Annotated in this window: 16 protein-coding genes; 3 read left to right on the forward strand and 13 right to left on the reverse strand. The window is 37.6% G+C overall.

Annotated features, from left to right (window positions below):
- Positions 1–4 precede the first annotated feature (4 nt).
- The gene (locus tag H5088_RS08560; RefSeq protein WP_138488746.1) at positions 5–790 is read left to right on the forward strand and encodes a transporter substrate-binding domain-containing protein; all 786 of its coding nucleotides are present in this window, start codon (positions 5–7) and stop codon (positions 788–790) included.
- Here the strand turns inward: H5088_RS08560 and miaE are convergent.
- Positions 787–1,554: a tRNA isopentenyl-2-thiomethyl-A-37 hydroxylase MiaE gene (gene miaE, locus H5088_RS08565; protein ID WP_182696375.1), complete on the reverse strand. Its 768-nt coding sequence runs from the start codon at positions 1,552–1,554 to the stop codon at positions 787–789. The genes H5088_RS08560 and miaE overlap by 4 nt on opposite strands.
- A gap of 206 nt (positions 1,555–1,760) precedes the next feature.
- On the opposite strand from miaE, the gene H5088_RS08570 reads away from it, so the two are divergent.
- The gene (locus tag H5088_RS08570) at positions 1,761–2,360 is read left to right on the forward strand and encodes a Yip1 family protein (protein ID WP_182694563.1); all 600 of its coding nucleotides are present in this window, start codon (positions 1,761–1,763) and stop codon (positions 2,358–2,360) included.
- Positions 2,361–2,474: 114 nt separating this feature from the next.
- Here the strand turns inward: H5088_RS08570 and purF are convergent, their stop codons facing one another.
- The 10 genes from purF to H5088_RS08620 form a co-directional block, all read right to left on the reverse strand.
- Positions 2,475–4,001, reverse strand: a complete 1,527-nt coding sequence (purF, locus tag H5088_RS08575) for an amidophosphoribosyltransferase (RefSeq protein WP_024596369.1) — start codon at positions 3,999–4,001, stop codon at positions 2,475–2,477.
- A gap of 18 nt (positions 4,002–4,019) precedes the next feature.
- Positions 4,020–4,514, reverse strand: a complete 495-nt coding sequence (locus H5088_RS08580; RefSeq protein WP_002958356.1) for a CvpA family protein — start codon at positions 4,512–4,514, stop codon at positions 4,020–4,022.
- A gap of 195 nt (positions 4,515–4,709) precedes the next feature.
- Positions 4,710–5,351: an SPOR domain-containing protein gene (locus H5088_RS08585; RefSeq protein ID WP_002958357.1), complete on the reverse strand. Its 642-nt coding sequence runs from the start codon at positions 5,349–5,351 to the stop codon at positions 4,710–4,712.
- An 11-nt stretch (positions 5,352–5,362) separates the two neighbouring features.
- A complete protein-coding gene (folC, locus tag H5088_RS08590) occupies positions 5,363–6,628 on the reverse strand; it encodes a bifunctional tetrahydrofolate synthase/dihydrofolate synthase (RefSeq protein WP_182752674.1) in 1,266 nt (421 codons plus the stop codon).
- 25 nt (positions 6,629–6,653) lie between these two features.
- Positions 6,654–7,529 (reverse strand): acetyl-CoA carboxylase, carboxyltransferase subunit beta, encoded by an 876-nt coding sequence (gene accD, locus H5088_RS08595; protein WP_007376856.1) that lies wholly within the window; start codon positions 7,527–7,529, stop codon positions 6,654–6,656.
- Positions 7,530–7,684: 155 nt separating this feature from the next.
- A complete protein-coding gene (gene truA / locus H5088_RS08600) occupies positions 7,685–8,479 on the reverse strand; it encodes a tRNA pseudouridine(38-40) synthase TruA (protein WP_002958360.1) in 795 nt (264 codons plus the stop codon).
- Between the two features lie 278 nt (positions 8,480–8,757).
- Positions 8,758–12,741 (reverse strand): FimV/HubP family polar landmark protein, encoded by a 3,984-nt coding sequence (locus H5088_RS08605; protein WP_182752675.1) that lies wholly within the window; start codon positions 12,739–12,741, stop codon positions 8,758–8,760.
- A gap of 354 nt (positions 12,742–13,095) precedes the next feature.
- Positions 13,096–14,112: an aspartate-semialdehyde dehydrogenase gene (locus H5088_RS08610; protein WP_002962779.1), complete on the reverse strand. Its 1,017-nt coding sequence runs from the start codon at positions 14,110–14,112 to the stop codon at positions 13,096–13,098.
- Positions 14,113–14,160: 48 nt separating this feature from the next.
- A complete protein-coding gene (locus tag H5088_RS08615) occupies positions 14,161–15,282 on the reverse strand; it encodes a 4-phosphoerythronate dehydrogenase (RefSeq protein ID WP_182752676.1) in 1,122 nt (373 codons plus the stop codon).
- 278 nt (positions 15,283–15,560) lie between these two features.
- Positions 15,561–17,783, reverse strand: a complete 2,223-nt coding sequence (locus tag H5088_RS08620) for a TonB-dependent receptor (RefSeq protein ID WP_039484465.1) — start codon at positions 17,781–17,783, stop codon at positions 15,561–15,563.
- Positions 17,784–18,191: 408 nt separating this feature from the next.
- Here H5088_RS08620 and H5088_RS08625 point away from each other — a divergent pair, with 408 nt between their 5' ends.
- Positions 18,192–18,782, forward strand: coding sequence for a LuxR C-terminal-related transcriptional regulator (locus tag H5088_RS08625; RefSeq protein WP_182675039.1), 591 nt, complete (start codon positions 18,192–18,194; stop codon positions 18,780–18,782).
- Here the strand turns inward: H5088_RS08625 and H5088_RS08630 are convergent.
- On the reverse strand, positions 18,772–19,623 hold the full coding sequence (locus tag H5088_RS08630; RefSeq protein ID WP_182752677.1) for a hypothetical protein: 852 nt from the start codon (positions 19,621–19,623) through the stop codon (positions 18,772–18,774). The two genes, H5088_RS08625 and H5088_RS08630, sit on opposite strands and share 11 nt — an antisense overlap.
- Positions 19,613–22,021 (reverse strand): fimbrial biogenesis outer membrane usher protein, encoded by a 2,409-nt coding sequence (locus tag H5088_RS08635; RefSeq protein WP_182752678.1) that lies wholly within the window; start codon positions 22,019–22,021, stop codon positions 19,613–19,615. Before H5088_RS08635 ends, H5088_RS08630 begins: the two co-directional genes overlap by 11 nt.
- Position 22,022 lies beyond the last annotated feature (1 nt).

Genomic DNA, 22,022 nt, shown 5'->3' on the forward strand with positions numbered 1-22,022 from the left:
TTTAATGATTAAGCTGTTAATTTTCATCGTAGTAATTGCCATTCCTACCAAAGTATTTAGCGAGCAAACATGGCAAATTGTTACTGAAAACTACCCTCCCTATTTTAGCGAAAACCTTCCTGATAACGGTTGGTTATATGAAATCACTCAATCAGCCCTTAAAACTCAAGGCATTAATAGCGAAGCCGAGTTTACGACATGGGACCGCGCCCTAAAGCTATTAGAAAAAAAGAGAAAAACAGCTATTTTAGGCGCTTTTTATTCATTAAAAAGAAATGAAGTTTTTTACTACTCTCGCCCACTTGCAGTTGCTCATTCAGGAATTTTTAAACGCAAAGAGAGTGCTATTAACTTCGATGGTACAGTTAAATCATTAACACCTTATAGTATTGGTACAGAAGACAATGCCTTTGTAAGCCAAGAGTTTACAAGAAATACTGAGCTGGCAATAACATCCACTAAAAGCCTTCCTACAAGTTTATACCTGCTACAACAAGGACGTATTGATTTGGTCGCAGGCACTAAAGAAGTAGGGAAGTATTGGCTTGAGCACAATAACGAAGTTGATTTAGATAAGAATAAAATCGAGTACTTATTGCCAGATCTTGCTTCTCATAAACTATATTTAGTTGTCTCTAAATCAAATTACAGGGCAAAAGAGTACTTACAAAAGTTTAATAGAGGGATTGATATAATAATTGAAAACGGAAGCATTGCTGAAATCATGAAGAAACACAATTTCAGCAATCAAAAAACAGCTGAATACATTAATTTTTTAAAAGAAAATTAGCTTTCTGCTATTGGCAGGCCACTATGAAACTTAAAATCTTCATCCTGTGATGAAATTAATTCGGCTTCAATCTCGCCAAATTCTTTAACTCGTTCGGTAATATCAAAATCAGCAATTTCTTGCGCTAAAGTTAGATAATCTTGGTAATGACGGGCTTCAGAGCGCAGCAGCGAAATATAAAAATCACCTAAACGTTTGTCAACATGCGGCGCAAGCTTTGCGAAACGCTCACATGAACGCGCCTCAATGTAAGCGCCTACAATTAATTTATCAACAAGGGCGTTTGGCTCAAACGTTTTAACATGACGAAGCATGCCTTTTGCATAACGACATGGTGTAATGCTTTGGTACTCTACACCGTACTCGTCCATAATTTCGAGCACTTGGTAAAAATGATGCAACTCTTCTTTTATCAACAATACCATTTTATCAATTAAATCTTGTCCATATGGCGAATTAGATTTAGGAATTATTGATTTAGTTAGCTTATTTTTAGCGGCGAGATCACGCCAATTTCCTTCACGCTTATAAATAAGCGTTTCAAATGGCTTTAGCCACTCGAGTAAGGCATCACTGCCCTCTTTATCAACAGCGTATTTACGTATTAAAAACATCGCACTTTGAGCCGCTTTTAACTCACAAATTAAGTGATCGATTAAGATTACTGATAAGTTCTCTTTTTTAATTGCCTGCTCCACCCACTGCTGTGGGGTTGTACACACTAAAAAGTTATTGATCGGCTCTAAAAGTTGGCTATGTGGCACGTTGACTGCTCATTACTAAATAAATTTGATATGCCATTATTTTAACACGAAATTTTGTTTGGGATAAATCAAAGCCCTAACCTGTGCAAAAATGTTAATAGTGAGTTAACTTGACTTTGCAAAATAAGTGAACCATAACTGTACGTAGACTGTATAAAAATAAACCAACCAAAACAGTAATACGTTCCTTTTATGGAGTAAGCACTATGATACTAAATCACCTCTGGGGCATTTATGCTCACCCACTTGAAGAATGGCAAACAATAGATAATCGCCATGAAAGTTTAACCTATAGTTTGTCGCATATTTTACTGATTGCTTTGTTTCCTTCAATAATGGGTTATTACTCATCTGTTTATTTAGGATGGAGTATAGGCGCAGGCGATCCTGTATTTTTAACGCACGATAGTGCGCTATTAATTGCAGTTGCAATGTATTTTGCTTTAATAGCGGGTGTTTTTGCATTGGCGTATTTGGCTCATTGGATGGCCGTTACATTTGGCTCTAAGCCTACATTTACACAAACACTTGAACTTGCAGCTTATACTGCAACACCTGTGTTTATGTCGGCGCTTGCCGCCTTTTGGCCTGTACTTTGGTTTGTAGTGTGTATTGGAATTATTGCACTAGCTTACTCGGTCTACTTACTTTATACCGGCGTACCAATACTTATGCATATTCCAGAAGAGCGTGGTTTTATTTATGCCAGCTCGGTTGTAACGTGTGGATTAATATTACTAGTTATTATTTTAGCTGTAACAGCTATGCTTTGGACAAATGGGATTGTTACTCCAATGTTTACTTAATAAAGTTTAGCTAAAAAAGAGTCGTGTTTGATAGAAATGTTCCCTTTCTTTCCTTCGCAAAAAAGGAGCTAATTAGCTCCTTTTTTTATGTAACGACTTTTTATTAACTAATAATTAATCAGCTTCGTTTTCGTCTTGGTTGTGAATCTCTAAACTTGAAGACATCGCACTTTCGCGGGTACTTTTTGCTGAATCGTTACGTAGCTCATCAATACGGTTTAAATAGTTTTGATCAATGTCGCCTGTAATATATTGCCCATCAAATACTGAGGTTTCGAACTTAGTAATTTCAGGATTTTCTTGGCTAACCGCAGCTATTAAATCTTTTAACGATTGAAAGATTAAACCGTCAGAACCAATACTTGCATTAATATCTTCAACTTCACGTCCGTGAGCAATAAGCTCAGCTGCTGAAGGCATATCAATACCGTACACATTAGGGAAGCGTATTTCAGGCGCTGCGGATGCAAAGTAAACATTTTTAGCACCAGACTCTCGAGCCATTTCAACAATTTGTGCTGATGTTGTACCACGAACAATTGAGTCATCAACCAATAATACGTTTTTACCTTTAAACTCGCGATCAATTGCGTTTAGCTTTTGACGCACTGATTTTTTACGCATCTCTTGGCCAGGCATGATAAATGTACGACCGATATAACGGTTTTTAACAAAACCTTGACGATACGGTAAATCAAGCACACGTGCAATTTCCAGTGCTACATCGCATGAAGTTTCTGGGATTGGGATAACTACATCAATGTCTTTATCAGCCCATTCGCGTGCAATTTTTTCACCTAGTTTTGTGCCCATGTTTACGCGTGTTGCGTACACAGACATACGGTCTATTGTTGAATCAGGTCGAGCAAAATAAACAAATTCAAAAATACACGGCGAGTAAGATGCTTTATCTGCACAACTAAGTGAATGAAATTCACCTTCTTCTGTAACATATATAGCTTCACCAGGGGCAACATCACGTACAAACTCAAAACCATCCGGTTTTAACGCAACGCTTTCTGAAGCGAACATGTACTCAGTGCCTTTTGCAGTCTCACGTTTACCAAATACAAGTGGACGGATACCATTAGGGTCACGAAAAGCAACAATGCCGTGACCAATAATCATAGCAATTGTTGCATAACCACCGCTTACTTTATTATTTACCTCGGTTACCGCAGTAAATATATCTTCAGGGTCTAAATGCAACTTATCAGATTTACTTAGTTCATGTGCCATGATGTTGAGTAAGATTTCTGAATCAGATGTTGTATTTACATGACGACGTGCTTCTGAGAATAACTGCTCTTTTAAAGCTTCTGCATTAGTAAGGTTACCATTATGGGCAAGCGCTATACCAAACGGTGAGTTAACATAAAAAGGCTGTGCTTCAGATGAGCTTGAAGACCCTGCTGTAGGATAGCGCACATGGCCAAGACCAATCGTACCTTGTAGTCGTTTCATATGACGAGTGTGAAAGGCATCTTTCACTAAGCCATTTGCTTTGCGTAAGCTGAACGTATTATTCTCAATGGTAATGATACCCGCGGCATCTTGACCACGGTGCTGCAAAACAGTTAAGCCATCATAAATCGCCTGATTGACAGGGGATGTTCCGACTATTCCAACGATACCACACATGTAATTTATCCTCGCCGATTAACGGTTTACTGAATTTAAAAAGCTCGAGTTGTTTTCTAGGTACGAAAAGAACCATTCAACAACAAAGCCAAATTCTGGAATCAAAATAGAATTGCCCCACCAGTGCGTATTGGGTGCACCAGTAAAAGCATCAAGAAAGAAGAGTAACGCGCTCACGACCAACACGCCTCGTAGAGCACCAAACACTATGCCAAAAACACGGTCGGTACCCGATAAACCAGTACGATGTACAAGTTCACCTAAAATGTAGTTTAGTAAACCGCCTAACAGTAGCGTCGCAAAGAATAATATGGCTATGGCCGCCGCATTTCTTAAAAGGGGTTCAGAAATGGTTGTTAGGAAGGAAGCTAAATATTGGTAAAATAAGCTAGAGATGATAAAGGCGCCAGCCCATACAGCTAATGACATTGCTTCTTTTACAAAGCCGCGTATTAAACCGATGATGGTAGACAATACAATGATGCCAATAATGGCGTAATCAACCCAGATCATAAGAACCAATTAGTCGCTAATTTGGGGCGCATTCTATACCCAAACATCGTTAGTATGCAAGTTTAAACGGGAGATTACTGGGTTGTAGTTAATACAAAAAATTAACATTCTAGTGTAGGTATTGTGAGATAAAGATAATGATAAAAAAAATATAAATAAATAAAAAAAAGGCTTGTTATACAAGCCTTTTTAAAATTATTTTGTTACTTCGTACTGCGTAACTTTACCATTTAATTTAGTAAGCTCTTTGAGCTGGGGGAGCTGCTTTTGTAATTCACTTTTATCAAGCGAAGGACCAACAAATACTTTGGTTAGTGTCCCATTTGGGGTTTTAATCGGTTTAGTAAACGTTTTAAACCCTTCAGCCTTTAATTTAGCCTGTAATGCTTTAACGTTTGCAACATGTGAAAAACTACCTAATTGAATAACATAGGCCATACTCGTTAGGTTTTCATCACTTTTACGTGGTGCAATTGGCTCTGGCTTAGCTTGAACAGGCGCTTTTGTAATTGGTGTAGCTTTGGGTTCTATAGTTGCTTCAACAACTTTATCTTCCACAGCGTAATCACTCTCATCCATCGCGCTTTGCTGCTCAAAAGCTTCATCGTCAGCTTGAATGTCTTCAATTTCATCTTGCTTTAGTGGCTCAGCATTAGCCATATTTTCATCAATTGACTCTTGAAGATCGATTGTTTTGAACTCAGGGCGGTCTGGGATCGCTTTAAAGCCTTCTTTATAATGCACTTTTTCGCCATCGAGTATATTAGGGATAAACACAATTGCTGCGATCACCACTATACTTGTTCCGACTAAGCGATTAATAAAACTTGAGTTCACCGACATCCTCTCTATTTTTTAAAGTAATTAATAGCGCCAGCAACTGTAAAAAATGAACCAAATATAATCAACATAGTATCACTTTGTTGTTCTGGTAAAATTACATTCAGTGCTTGTGCCACACTATCATAGCTATTAATAGTATTATGATGAGACAATTCGTGCAGTGCATTTTGTAAATTACTTGCAGTGTCGCCTCGCGGGCCACTTAAGCTCGCTAATGACCACTCATCGACCAAGTGACTTACTTCTTTAAATACACCCGCTTTATCTTTATCAGCAAGCATAGCGGCTAATGCATGAATTTTAAAGCCTTTATCTTTATAGCTTGATAACTTATTGGCTAAATAACGCGCCGACTCAGGGTTGTGTGCTACGTCGGTAAAGACTAAAGGCTCAACACTTAACTGTTGAAAGCGCCCTTCGACAACTAAATTAGCTAAACAACTTCGTATAATTGATTCACTAGGTAATAAGTTTAAAACACTTAGCGTAGTTAATGCGGTAGCTGCATTTTGACACGGTATTGCAGGCTTATCTATTTCAAGATTATGTTCTTTATATTGCCAATTAAAGCTCTCAGCATTTTCTTTAAAAATAAAGTCACTGCCCGACAGCGTCATGTTGGCATTAATTTCTTTGCCGTAATCAGTCATTGTGTGAGGAATATTTAAATCCCCTATAATAGCGGGCGTATTTTCACGAAAAATACCGGCTTTATCATAAGCCACTAACTCACGGGTATCACCTAAGTACTCTTTATGGTCTAAGTCTATAGTGGTGATCACGCTTGCAAAGGGAGTGACTATATTTGTGGCGTCAAAGCGTCCACCTAAACCAACCTCTAGTAATACATAATCGACGTTACAGCGTTTAAAAATTGCCAACGCCCCCAAAGTACCATATTCAAAATAAGTCAGAGGAGTGTCTTTACGGCCTTGCTCAAGCTGGTGAAAAGCATCTATATGAAATTGGTCTGCCAATTCTTTCCCATTAACTCGTACACGCTCGTTATAACGAATTAAATGTGGAGATGCGTAAGTACCCACATTGAAACCTTGCGCTAGCAATAGCGACTCTAAGCAGCGTGCTGTGGTGCCCTTACCGTTTGTACCGGCAATAAGAATAATTTTACTTGGAGTGTTTAACAGGCCAATATTGTTAGCAACATTAGCAACTCGTTCTAAGCCCATAGCAATGTTAGCTGGGTGAACACTTTCTAAATAAAAAAGCCAATCATCAAGGCTTGATGATTGGCTAGGAGTTTTTTTTGTCATAACGTGTAATCAGTAAAGCTGAAATTTACGCTACTCTATGCTCTTGTTCCGTAGAAGGCAAGTTCATAAATTTAGCTAAAATGCGTGCAAGGGTATCGCGCATTTCACGGCGGTCAATAATCATGTCAATTGCACCGTGTTCAAGCAAAAATTCACTACGCTGAAAGCCTTCAGGTAATGTTTCGCGAACAGTTTGCTCAATAACACGAGGACCCGCAAAACCAATTAATGCTTTAGGTTCTGCAACGTTAATATCGCCCAGCATAGCAAGTGATGCAGATACACCACCCATAGTTGGGTCAGTCATGACTGAAATAAACGGAAGACCTTTTTCAGTCATTTTTGCAAGTGCAGCACTTGTTTTAGCCATTTGCATAAGCGACATAAGCGCTTCTTGCATACGTGCACCGCCTGATGCAGAAAAACAAATAAGCGGCATGTTATGCTCTAAACATTGATCAACAGCATCAACAAAGCGAGCGCCAACAACAGAAGCCATTGAACCACCCATAAACGAGAACTCAAATGCTACTGCTGCAACTGGAATACCTTTTAATCGGCCTTTCATAGCTACAAGTGCATCTTTTTCACCACTTGCTTTTTGGGCTGCACTGATACGATCAGAGTATTTTTTAGAATCTTTAAACTTAAGAATGTCTTTAGGCTCATGTTGTGTGCCAAGCTCTTGACGGTCACCTTCATCTAAAAAGTGCTCCAGGCGCTTACGGCCACTAACACGCATGTGGTGGTCACACTTAGGACATACGTTTAATGACTTTTCTAATTCAGCTTTATATAAAATTGAATCACACGATGTGCACTTAGCCCAAACACCTTCTGGGATTTCTTTACGACCTGATGATTTTGTCGTTTTAGGTAAGATTTTTTCTAGCCAACTCATTTGCAACTCTCTTAATGCTGTTCTGTGTCGCGAGCCTGCCAATAGCAATTAGCAGACAAATTTTTTCAATTAAAACATGAATTACACTAACGCGGTATAAAAAACTGGTCTTAGTAGTTAAAAGTGTTCATAAAAAGCACTAACGACAACCATAACTAAATTTCAGCGTCAGGTAAAAACAATGGACCTAAAGGCATTTTAGGAATATTAAACTCTTCAGGATAATCGACATCAACCAAGTATAAACCTGCAGCTTTAGCTGTAGCACTTGCTTTAGCACGCTCTTTACAATCAAGTAATTCTTTCAACCAAATAGGCTGTTGCTTATGTATGCCAATATCCATCAAGCTCCCCGTTATATTACGTACCATGTGATGTAAGAACGCATTCGCCTTAATATCAATAATAACGTAACACCCTTGGCGCTGTACCGATAAATGATGAATAGTACGAGTTGGTGTATTCGCTTGACAATGGATCGCTCGAAAAGATGTAAAATCGTGTGTCCCGATCAAATACTGACAGGCTTCCTGCATTTTAACTTCATCTAATGGGTGATGAAAATGCGTAACCCCTTCGCTTAACACCGCTCCTCGAAAAGGAGAGTTATAAATAATATAGCGGTATCGGCGAGCTGTTGCACTAAAACGAGCATGAAAATCGACAGCAACTGGTTGTGCAAAGCGAATAGCAATATCTTTAGGCAATAAGGTATTCATACCCATTGTAAATGCGACCATGTCACGCGAAGCTTCAGTTTCAAAATGTATTATTTGACCTGTACCGTGCACACCCGCATCAGTTCGCCCCGCACATACTACTTCAACTGGGTGATTACAAATACGCGACAATGCCTTTTCTACTTCTTGTTGTACGCTATTAACATGTGATTGACGTTGCCACCCACTATAGCGTACGCCGTTGTATTCAACTCCAAGTGCTACTCGCATAATTACTGCTTTACCTACTGTGCTAATGAACACGGCATTTTATGCTATCTCTCGACGCAATAAAAGGAGGTGTGCGGTAATACCCTTTTTATTAAAAACATGAGCATTTTAATGAATCAAATAACTTAATAATTACGATGTAAATTATTCTTTTATAACAATTACATACTATAAAATCCGCTTCATTAATGCGTTGCTTTCCCTTGTTATAATTAAACTAACATCCATAAAAAAAACCTTAATTAGAATAACCAATTAAGGGTTTTTTTAACAATTTGTTATTTTAGTTTCGCTTTTAAACTAAGTGCCTCTTCTTGAACTTCTTCTGGGCCTTTGTTGATGACATCCTCAATGACCTTGAGCGCAGAATCAAAATCATCAATTTCAATATAAGCACGCGCTAAATCTAGTTTAGCTGAATAACCACCACTTTCAGCATCAACATCGGTTGGGTTATCACCAGCAAGTAATGCATCAAACTCACTCAAACCGACATCCATATTAACGTCGGTGTAAGGTTCGTGTTCAAGTTCAGCCTCTTCACTTTCTTCTAATAATGAATCTATATCTACAAATTCATCATTATCAAGTTGCTCAATATCACTACTTTCAACAAGTGGCTCTTTTGTAGTTAATGAGTCATCTTCCTCTAAGTCTTCTTTTAGCAAGCTGTCAAAGTCGACATCAAATTCACTGCTATCCTCAGCACTTAATTCTTCAGGCTCCGCTAACTCACTAAGTAATGAATCAAAATCAGTTTGCGTCAAATTTGACATAAACTCTTCATCAAGTTCATCGTCAGAGCTAATATCAGTGCTACCTGCTTCATCTGAGTTTGTTAACTGTGCTTCGCGCTCTGCATTTGTTTGCTCTTGCTGCTCGTCTGATAACTCATCAGTTAGCGCTTGCTCTAAAGTATCTTCGTCAAACTCAACATCTAAGTCAGAAAAATCGTCTTCAATTAAAATTTCATCATCAAAATCGTCTTCTAAACTATCTAAATCAGTATTTTCAGAAAGCGCATTTGATAAGTCCTGCTCAGCTTGGCTGGAAGCGACTCCCTGCGCCTTACCGTCTAAATCATCACCTTGTAATTCTTCGGGGGTAAATGGCAACTCACTTTCTAGTGTTTCTTGAACTTCATCAAGGTTAAGAGGTTTGTTATCCTCTTCTATACTAACTGGTTCAACAGAATCAATTCCGTCATTAATTTCTTGCAGTAAATCATCATCAAACGACTCGTCTTCAGCCTTAGCTTCTGATTCAGAGAAGTCATTATCAATTAATAGTTCATCATCAAAATCATCTTCTAAGCTATCTAAGTTAGCATTTTCAGAAAGCGCATTTGCGAGATCTTTCTCTGTTTGACTAAGTGATACTGCATTTTCTTCACTCGGTGCATTTTCTTTAGGTTCTTGCGGCTCAAACGAAGGTTCATTCTCCAATAATGAATGATCATCATCTAATTCAAGTTCAGGATATTCATCTAACTCTTCACTTGGCGTTATAAGATCGCTATCAAGCTGCTCTTCAACTTTTGTAAGATCTGAGTCATCGTCGCCCGCTAACGGATCGTCACCAAGATCTACTTCTATTTCTTCAAGATCGTCGTCAAGCTCATCTAAAGACCAATCTGGTGTTTCTATATAGTCATCATCCGTCGCTTGTTGTAGCTCATTTAAAAGCTCATCAACGCTCTTTAAAGTATCATCTGTATATTCTTCAAGCGCATCTTCTGGATCAAGAAGCGACTCTGATGTATCTGAAAAATCATCAACCGTTACATCTATAAGTTCAGGTTCTTCTTTAAGCTCAGGTTCTTCTTCAAGCTCAGGTTCTTCTACAAGCTCAGGCTCATCGTAAAGCTCAGGCTCTTCTTCAAGCTCAGGCTCTTCATTTAATGATGAAGCAAGCGACTCAATATCATCAACATTTAATTCTTCTTGAGCATCTGCTAAATCCTCAACTGAGTCTGCCAATGCATTATCAATTTCTGAATCTCTTACATCTGAATTTTTTACTTCATCATCAATTAGGTTATCTATGTCGTCTAAATCAAAATCATCGCTTTGTTCAACTAATGAATCATTTGCAGTATCAACTGCTTCCTCATCAATTAAGCTATCTATGTCGTCTAAATCAAAGTCGTCACTTTCCTCAACTAATGAATCATTTGCAGTATCAACTGCTGCCTCATCAATTAAGCTATCTATGTCGTCTAAATCAAAGTCGTCACTTTCCACAACTAATGAATCATTTGCAGTATCAACTGCTGCTTCATCAATTAAGCTATCTATATCGTCTAAATCAAAGTCGTCACTTTCCTCAACTAATGAGTCATCTGCAGTATCAACTGCTGCCTCATCAATAAAGCTATCTATGTCGTCTAAATCAAAGTCGTCACTTTCCTCAACTAATGAGTCATCTGCAGTATCAACTGCTGCTTCATCAATTAAGCTATCTGTGTCGTCTAAATCAAAGTCGTCGCTTTCCTCAACTAATGAGTCATCTGCAGTATCAACTGCTGCTTCATCAATTAAGCTATCTATATCGTCTAAATCAAAGTCGTCACTTTCCTCAACTAATGAGTCATCTGCAGTATCAACTGCAGCCTCATCAATTAAGCTATCTATGTCGTCTAAATCAAAGTCGTCGCTTTCTTCTAGAAGTTCATCTTCGTCGAGTAGCTCTGCATCAAGTGAGTCATCTACCACATCACTTTTTGGGTCATTCGCCTCATCAATTAAGCTATCTATATCGTCTAAATCAAAGTCGTCGCTTGTATCAAGTTCAGCTGAAGTGTTATTTGAGGTATCTAATTCTGTTGATGTTTGATCTAATAATTCATCTATATCAAAATTATCTTCATCTGCAAGCTCTTCACTTAAAGCCGCCATTTCATCATGAGATTCTAAGCTGTCATCCTCTAAAGCTTCGCTTGTTTGCGGTGCATCAAATTCAGGTAGACTATCTTCTTCATCAAACAAGCTATCTAAATCGTCATTAGTTAGGATTTCATCATTGTTAATTGAGTCATCAGATAAGTCTAAATCTATATCTTCAGCGTTTTCATCTGAAGGTTGATCAAACCCTTGCTGCATAAAAATATCGAGCTCATCATCGTCATCGGTACTTTCATCATCAAAAACAATGTCATCGCTTAGCAAGCTTTCGAGCTCATCCTGATTAAGTAAATTTTCGTCGCCAGAAAAATCATCTAAGCCGTCGTCTAAATCATCATTAGGCAACATATCACTTTCGAGACTATCATCTAATTGAACACTCAAGTCATCTAAAGGGTCAGGTACAATTGGATCGTCATTTAAGCTTGGGCCTAAATCATCATCGCCAGTATAAGTTGGGGTTTGTGGTAAAAAGTCATCATCGTTTTGCGGCTCTTCTTGATTACTTGCTCGTTTGCGTAAAAACATAACGATTGCAAAAATAATCAGTAACCCAGGAATAAACATTAACAAGCCCAGTACTATGGGATTTGAAAATAATGAGCCAAAATCAAATGACTCTTTTGGTATTACTTCTTGTTTTTTTTGTTGGGCAATAATCTCGTTTTGTTTAACAATGAGTTCTTTTAACTGATTTTGAATTTCGCTGTCTTGTCCTAATTGCAAACGTAAGTTTTCGAGCTCTTTTGATATTCCTGATAACTGTTTTTTGAGATTATTATTTTCAACTAAAATCTCTTCTACATTACTAACTGAGCTTTTAAACTGTTGTTGTAACTCAACAAGCTTAGTACCTTGCTCTGTTTTTATTTCATTTAATTCTTTCTGTATCTCTTTTTTAGCATCGTCTACATCAATTTTACGCGCTTGAGTTACTTTTGTTTGCGCTGAGTTAATTTCGCTTTGTGTAAGCGTGCCATTTTTTTTCTTTTCCCATAATGCATCATCTTGCTCAGAGCGTTGCTTTGCGAGCTGCGTATTTACAGCTTTTATTTCGGCTAAGGTAGGGATTTTTAAATAGGCACCATTTTGAATGTGGTTAAGATTTTGTTCTAAAAATGAATCGGGATTTTTGTTATACAAAGCCTGCATAACTTGATAAATACTGACAGAATTGTCTGGGCGCACTTTAGCTGCTATACGCCAAAGCGTATCAGTTGGTTTAATTGGCCCAATTGATCGCCCTTGCGCACCATAGTCAACGCCTTTAGGCCCCTTTAATTGGGTACTGTCCTGAGAGTAAACTGGCGTTACTATCAATGCAGACGCTAATATAATAAGTGTAGCTAAACCGCGCATGCTGATCCTTTAATATTTAAATATTAATAAAACACCTAAAACTTAAGTGCATAAATATTGTTTATTATTGCTATTATCAGCCAAATGACTGACTCGCATTTATTATTACAATCTATTTTTATTGCAAGCTCTATTCCAATTACAAACTATAAACCAGTTAGAGCGTAATATCCATCGCAACACCTTGAAAATAAATGCCTTAAAACATCTTTATAAATATTAATTTATTGAGTGTTATCAATCAGTTTTTGTATTTTTAAAATTAAACGGCAAAAATTTGACAAGCCATATAAACAAAAAGCGGCAAACAACTACTGTTTACCGCTTCAAAAGCATGTTTAGCGCAATTAACTATTACATGTAATTGGCAATAAGCTCTTCTGCAATTTGAATGCTATTAGTTGCAGCACCTTTACGAGTGTTGTCACTTACAACCCACATGTTTAATCCATGAGGATGAGAAATATCAGCACGTAATCGACCTATATACACAGTATCGTTACCACTAGCGTCAGACACTGCTGTTGGGTAGTCACCTTCATCATCAATTAGCTCGACACCAGGCGCGTCTTTTAAAAGTTGTTTAACGTGTTCAAAGTCATAAGGCATGCGCGTTTCAATATTAATTGATTCTGAGTGCCCAAAAAATACGGGAACACGTACACACGTTGGGTTCACTGCAATAGTGGTATCACCCAAAATTTTATGAGTTTCGTTTACCATTTTCATTTCTTCGCGCGTATAGCCATTATCTTCAAAGCTATCAATTTGAGGAATAACGTTAAATGCAATTTGCTTTGGAAATACTTTATTATCCATAGGGCGTGCATTCATCAAATTAGCTGTTTGCTTTGCAAGTTCATCAACCGCGTCTTTGCCTGCACCCGATACAGCTTGGTAAGTAGATACGTTAATACGGTCTATTCCGTAAGCATCATAAATTGGTTTAAGTGCTAACATCATCTGAATAGTTGAACAGTTAGGGTTAGCAATAATATTACGATTTCTAAAATCAGCTAGGCTTGAAGCATTAACTTCTGGCACCACGAGTGGGATTTCAAAATCATTTCTAAAGTGCGATGTATTATCGATTACAATACAGCCGGCATCAGCAGCAATAGGAGCATATTTTTCAGATACACTGCCACCAGCAGAAAACAAACCTATATGCGCTTGGCTAAAGTCAAAGCCTTCAACGTCAAGTACTTCAATGGTCTCACCACGAAACTTTATATCTTCACCTGCGCTGCGGCTGCTAGCAAGTAAAAAAAGCTGATCAACAGGAAACTTACGATCTGCTAGCGTTTCAATGATTTGACGGCCTACTAAACCAGTAGCGCCAAGTACGGCAACGTTATATTTTTGCGACATATTTCTTCCTCTATAAACGACATTAAAACAACATCGTTAGTTAAATAATTATTCAGCTATGCTAAAGCCAAGCTGGCTAAGTGCTGCTAGTTGTGAGCTATCACCTTGTAGAAATAAAGTGCTAAATTCTCGCCTTATTGGATAGTTTTTACGTAAACTATCAAAGCCGTCGCTCTCTAGACGACGAAGTAATATTCCGTCATCGCGGCGAACGTCATAAATTAAATGCACTAAACGGGCAATATCTTGCTCATTAAGGCTTTGCGTAACAGTTGCATTTGTAACGGCTGGTGTTGGTAAAAAATCATCCAACGATTTAATCGCCTCAACACCTTTGAGCTGACACAGTTTTTGATACAACATTTGTGTACCACGAGCTTTCCCCTCAAGTGTATGCCCTGCGATATGCACACTGGCATAACGCACATGCTCTAGTAATTCAGTTAGAATATTGGGCTCTTTTTCCCATACATCAAGTACTAAATCTAAATCAGCCCCAGCTTCCATTACCTCAAGCAAAGCTTGATTATCAATTACATCGCCTCGGCTTGCGTTAATTAGCGTGAGTCCTGGCTTAAGTGCTTTTAATCGCTCTTTATTCATCATGTGCAGCGTTTTGTGCTCGCCACTTATAACAAGTGGAACATGAAAAGTAACAACATCTGACTGCGCTAATAACTCATCAAGCGCTACATGCTCTTGTAGTAAGCCCTTTTCGTGCTTAATTGGATCGCACAGCAGTACGTCGACATTTAATGCTTTTAATTTTTGCGACAAACACGTGCCAATGTTACCCATACCAACAATACCAATTGTTTGACCACATAATGGGCGCGCATTTTCTTGGCTTAATGCAAATAAACTACTAATTACATATTCAGCTACAGCAACGGCATTACAACCAGGTGCACTGGTAAAAGCAATATTTCTATCATGTAGTAATTGCGTATCAATATGGTCAATGCCAATTGTGGCAGTCCCCACAAAGCGCAGCTTGTTAGCTTGTGCCAATAGTTCATGATTAACATTAGTCACTGAACGAGTAAGGAGTACATCTACATTTATTAATTGTTCAGGCGTTAATTTACGACCATCAAAACGCTCAACCTCACCAAAGTCTGCAAAGTACTGCTCAACTAAAGGCATATTTTGATCGGCAAGAATTTTCATCACTGAGTCCGTTTGGCAATTAAGTGGCGCCATTGTAACGAACAACCAAGCCTTTACACAAACTAAAAAGGCGCATTTAAGCTGATACAAATACTTAAAAGTGGTTATGTTGATTGTTTTAAATCAGCAATTTAAATTAGGGATTTAAATTAGGGATTTAAATTATGCGGATAATAATTTTACTAATGAATATATAAAGGCCGAATCACAGCATGATTCGGCCTTTATTATGAAAAATAAACTTCAATTACATTGAATTTTATTTACTTGATTTTAGTTTATAGCTCAAAATCTTTTTTGAATTTCAAACCAAATTCGCTGCGGTCATTACTACGCATTACACCAACAAAACCTGATTGTTGTAGACGACCAACATCGTAAACTTCGTTTAGAACGTTTTCACCATACAGTGTAACTTCCATATCGCCATATGGATTAGTGTACGAAATATTAAAACCAACTAATTCACGAGAATCAATAGTCTCACTTTGGTTGTAAACTGATTGACCTTGCATTTCACTGCGATACGAATAATTAGCATTAAACGCAAGTGTTGCGCCACTCTCTAAATCCATAAAGTAAGAAGGTGCAACCATGACAGTCCAGCGTGGTGTAAGTGCTGGTGAATCGCCTTTACCTATGCCTTGTACGCCCTCAGCAACTTCTGTTATTTCAGAATCTAAATAACCAACTGCACTACGAATAGTAAAGTCATCGGTAATAGCAACGGTTGTTTCAAGTTCAATACCTTGCGCTTTAGATTGACCCGCATTTTCTACAATTGTTACAAAGCCACCACCCGCTGTTGGATCTGAAAACGGTAATGCTAAATCGGTGTAATCAGTCACAAATACTGCAAGCATCATAGATACATTTTCGTGTACTTGGCCTTTTAAACCCATTTCGTAATTAACCGCTTTTGTTTCGTCAAACGATACAAATTGATCTGGTCCACCAAATGGACGCGGTGGAAAACCACCTGTTTGGTAGCCTTTTTGAATCTGGCCATACACATTCATATTATTGCTAAGCTGATAAGATGCATTTACATCCCACGTAACTGCATCAAAATCTGCACTTACATACTTACGAGTAGGAAATGATGGGAATATAGCATTTGCATCTTTTTCATCTTTTGAATAACGAAGACCACCACCTACCGTTAAATCGTCAGTTAAATCGTAGCTTGCATTAAAGTAGGCTGCGTAAGAATTAGTTTCTTGGTTAATTTCAAAATCGCCGTAACCACCAAATGATTCTGTTACTCCGTCATTCAATAAGCCATTGGGTGTATTAAATGGGCTGAATACAAATGGGCCTGAACGTGTAAAGCCATCTTCATTAAAAAAGTAAAGGCCTGACACAAAGTCCATATTATCAAATGTTGCATTTAGTTGAATTTCAAACGAGTACTGATCAGCTCCGCCCTCTTCTGGAAACTCAGATAAGTTTAAAGGTGATGCATCGTCATCTAGGCCACCTTCATACTCAGATGTACGGTAGCTTGAGATAAACTTAGTAGTATAAGTATCGTTAATTGCCCAATCAGCCGAGAACGATGTGCCCCAACCTGAGTAAGAAGTTGATTCAATACCTGCAACGGTTGTACCTAAATCATCAGGGTCTGATGGAATTAAATCTTGAGTCAATAATGGGAAGTCGCCATTAAACACATCGTTTGCATCTAGCGGGTCAGTTAATTCAATTGTGTAAGGCGATTGACCTGACTCGTTATCAACTCCATCTAAAGCAAAAGTGAATGCTAAATCGCTGTTCGCTTGCCATTTAAGGGCTACACGACCACTGAATTCCTCTTCCTCACCAATTTCTTTCTCTGGATTTGCTAAATTAACAGCTTCACCAACACCATCACGTGTTTTGTAAGATGCACTCGCAGACATGCTTAGTTCATCGTTTAGTGAGTTATTAAAATAAACATCACCAGCAATACGTCCACGACTTCCCAGCTTAGCTGAAGTAGTTACAATACCTTCATCACCAGGTTGCTTTGTAATTACATTTACAGCGCCACCTAATGTATTACGACCATATAAAGTACCTTGTGGACCACGAAGCACTTCAACACGCTCAACATTAGGTAATGATAAATTAGAACCCATTTGACGACCTAAATAAACGCCATCTAAGTATACGCCTACACCTGGATCAGTAGTTATTATGTGATCTTGCAGACCAATACCACGAATGAACACAGACGCATGTGCTGCATTACCAACACCGTAACGGGTGATGTTTAAGTTTGGAACATATTTACCAATATCTTCAAGATTACTCATATTGGCTTTATCAATTAGGTTCGCCCCAATTGATGTGATAGCGGTTGGAGATTCAAATAAGCTCTCTGTACGTTTACGAGCTGTGACTTCGATTTTTTCAAACGCGTCTTGTTTTGCGGTTGTTTTAGCTTCTTCAGCATTTACTGAAGTAGATAGTGCAGCGACAATTGCTAGGCTTAACTGTGAGAGTGTGCGTAGTTTCAAAATATTCTCCAAAGGATACCGTGTGATTTTTGTTATGCTTTTATATTGATAATATAAATTTTAGGCATAAAAAAAGACGCTAAATAGCATCTTTCCTCTGGACAGGTATTATATGACATTATTGTGAATAAATGTATAAATTATTTAAATAAATTCATAGAAAATGACAGTAATTTAAGCATTGTTAGCTTTAGATGAATTATCATAAATAAACCCCTCTAATATTTACCTCACTAATGAACTGTTTTAAAACAAAAAATCTCATAAATACTACTTTAAAGAGCGCATAAAACATACTCATACATGTACTTTAGTGTATAAAAAAAGAGCTAAAACACATTCAGGTATCATTGAAATTAACTAAAAATAAGAATATAGTGCTAAAATGTAGTCTATGGATAGAATATTATGAATATTGAAAATACAGTCAATAAAAGCCCCACATGCTTCACCAGCCCAAATTACACATCACTTTTTTGTGTTGCAGCTGACTTCAACGTCCTACTTGTTAATTATCAAGCTTTAAATGTTATTATCAACCATGAACTTATAAATCAGTTTATGCTAAAAAACGGTCATCAAGGTCTCGTTATTTTTGACGTGCCCAAAGACGGTGATGTTTTGGCATTAAAAGAGTGGCCTAATTTAAAAGGTTTGTTTTATGAAGGCACTGACGAAGTACTACTGCAGCAAGGATTAGAAGCAATAGAACAAGGAAAACTTTGGTTTCCACGTGCGGTAACTGATGGTTGGATGAGACAAATGCTAGCGAGTGAACAACAAACTGCGCTGCAATCAAATAACTTAACCTGCAAAGAAATGAAAGTATTAAACTTGTTATTTTCTGGCTTACATTCAAGCGCAATTGCAGACACTTTATTTATCAGTGAAGCTACAGTTCGTGTACATTTACACAAAGTGTATCAAAAAATAGCTGTAAAAAACAAGCAACAGGCATTACTTTGGTGCAAGAAAAACTTAAGTAAAATCAATAGTTAAGCGGGCTTATTTGAAACCTGATTGTATCTGAATACTCACCGGCAGCTTGCCTTTCGAAATCACTTAATTGAATTTTTAAAGGTAATAGATAAACGGTTTGTCCTGAGTATGTAAATTTATGTTGTGATAAGTTATCTAGTTGAAGCCAACTTCCAGCCAGATCTAGACTGTAATTAATTGCATATTTGTCTCTATAGAGACTATGTATTAATTTCCCATTATTATCTGAACTTACAGACAATTGAACATCTGAATTAGTAACGACTTGTAAACTAGGTAACATAGTGTATTCCTTACTCGGAATTAGTTCTCCCAAATTGATAGTATTTGAAAATGTATTATACCCAAGTACAGAAAGACTTGTCCTAGGGGCAATATTTTCTTGAATACTATATTCTCGCTCATCTAATAACTTACTCCCCTGATCATATAATTTCATTTGGAGCCTATCTGAGTATATACCTGCTTTAATTGGTGTTCCTGACGGTAGGACTAATGTCAATATCGTCGAAGAATCAGTAAAGTTTAACTTTAAAGTTGATGTGCTGACTAACTTACTTTGTATACTCTGCATCTCGTAGGGAATACTTTGAAATTGCCCTTTTAGCTGAGCTTGATTCTCACTTGTTAGCACGAGTTCTAATTGACAGCTTTCATCATTAGTGACGCTTATCCGTAGCTCTTTCTTAGAGTCTACTTGCTGTAAGGCATGGTAGCTTTCAAAATCATCATAAATATGTTCAATCTTATCGAACCTAGCGGCGCATTGCGCATGAATTAAGGGCGTAAAAATAAAGAGTGCTAAACCACCCAATAATAAACTTACTTTTTTATTGTACATAAATAGCTCCTTTGCGCTGTAATTGCTCACCTTCAGATACTTGAATCGTAAAATGTGACTTTTCTGCATTCTTAAGTGTAATTTTATAATTACAGGCGGTTAAACCTGTTAATGCAAATCGTCCTTTTTTATTTGTAAAAAATGTATGCTCTTTTTGGCTGTTTTTATCGATACAAATTGCTGTACCAACTTGTAATGATAAGGGTTTTTTCTGTTGATCATACAAAGTCGCAATCACTGATATGTTTGCAGCAGTCCCTATTGTGATTGCATGACCTGTTCGATAAGGTGAGTAAAGGGTAATTATGCCAGAACCAATATCATACCCCGGCTCTAAGTTATCAATATCGACTGTAACGTTGGTTGAGGCATATGAACTAATATCGTTTAATAAAATAGTTTCGAAGTCTTCATTATCAGCCCTATAGTTATCCTCATATTGTCCCAAGGTGATCTTTTTTCCTCTAAGGCTAGAGTGGGGTTCTATCAAAGCAAAGCTATCGTATATGGGTTTCCCAACAGCCCAACTCTTATCTGCAAATGCTATGCTTGATGCCAAGCTTAATCGGCTCTGATGGTAAGCTGAGGCCTCATTAAACTGCTCGTAAAAACTCCCATGATCAAAGTTCATAACAAAACGATTCGCGTTATATTGAGTATTTAAATCAAAAACAGCTTCATTTTGATCATTTTTTTCAAGCCCAGCTCTTATATTCAAAGCTCCAACATAGCGCTGATTACTATCTTGAGAGAATTCTAAGCGTGTTTTATCCTGCCTAGATTGATGAGATAATTTAGCCCGCCGAGTATTAGAAAACTTATAAGTGACAGACAACCTTACATCCCATTGACTTTCTTCAGCGAGACCCTCCCATTGCCCACCTAAACTATATCTCCATTGGCTATTATCGATCTCACCAGAAAAACTAACTCCAACTGATTTATCAAATTGAGCTTCATCATATGACCTTGATAAACTTGTAAAAAAAGATGTTTGCGTATTCTCTCCCCAAAAAAAACTATAATTAGCCTGAATATAATGCTCTCTTAAGTGAGAACTAGATTGAGAATCAGGTCGATAGCCAAGACCTGTAAAATATCTTGATGAGTATTCATAACCCACCGTAATGTCAGTGTTATTATCACTATGATTTCTATAGTTACTATAAACAATGCGATAAGCATGACCTGTTTTTTCATTGAAACTTATCGCATTTTCAAACGCAATTTGTCCAACTGTAGCTGCATAAATATTTTTAAAACCAATCTGCTGAGAATACTCATCACCTTGTACTGCCGCACCGGCTGTCCAGCTAGGTGTAATGCCATAATCAAGATAAAAGCTAGCTAGTGGCTCGTCGTAATCATAATCTAGCTCACTACCTAAGCGTGAAGGAACGCCTAAATGAAACTCATATTCCAGTTGCCCTTGAGCAAAAAGATCTAAACCGGTCGTTACATCAAAATCAACAAAACGGACTACTCCTGCTATATCAGTAATCCTCAAAGTAATATTATTGCTTCCTTCATTAAGGGGAATATCATCAAGAGAATATATACCTGCGGCTAAATTAAGTTTTTGTACTATCCGCTCGCCAACTAATACCTCAACAGAGGATGGACTCTCCAAGGTAAAACTACGTGAAGCGCTGGGTCTAATAGGCCTGTCAGAAACTAGCGAAAAATCATGTGAAAGCGACATACCTAGTACCCGTGCCGTTGATTGAAAGTAACTACCTGAACTATAATTATCACCAATGGATATCCGAAGCCCACTAAGCGGTAGGTCATGCATTACACGAGTACCTAAGCGCCTAATATTTGATGAAGTAGGAGCTACTTCAGATAAATACTCCACTTCGTTTTCTAAAACCCACCCTTCCCAACTCACTACCATTTCAGAGCGAATAGCTAAGAGGTCATCTGTTGTATTCTCACTATTATCTTGTTGATACAAGTAACTTGAGTAAGCATTAACAAACCCACTTAACTTTGCAGGTTCCGATGCTGTTAAATTCCTTGAATCAGATTTTAAACTTAGCTCTTGAGGGCGAGTCAGTGTAAGAGGTACTGATATTGCTAAGCTAAAATCACTCATATCGAATGAAATATTATATCCAAATGACTCTAATTCTTTTGTATCAATAATATTGTTATTAACTTTAGACTCTAAAGAATCAAAATCTTCTGAAAATAAAAGTCGTTCGAATGAAACTTTAACTTCACTCCATTTAAGTGATAAATTATCATTTGGATCAACTGCAAGAGTTAATTTACCAATAGCATTTTTATTCAGTTCTGCTTCAACGCTGAGTTCGATGGCTCTTTTAGACGGGTTAATTTTTGAATAACATAATTGAGTAAAGCTCAATAAAAATATGCATAATAAAACTCGCATA

Origin of the sequence: Pseudoalteromonas sp. SR43-3 (genome assembly GCF_014163875.1) — a bacterium.
In the GTDB taxonomy this organism is placed as follows: Bacteria; Pseudomonadota; Gammaproteobacteria; order Enterobacterales; family Alteromonadaceae; genus Pseudoalteromonas; species Pseudoalteromonas distincta.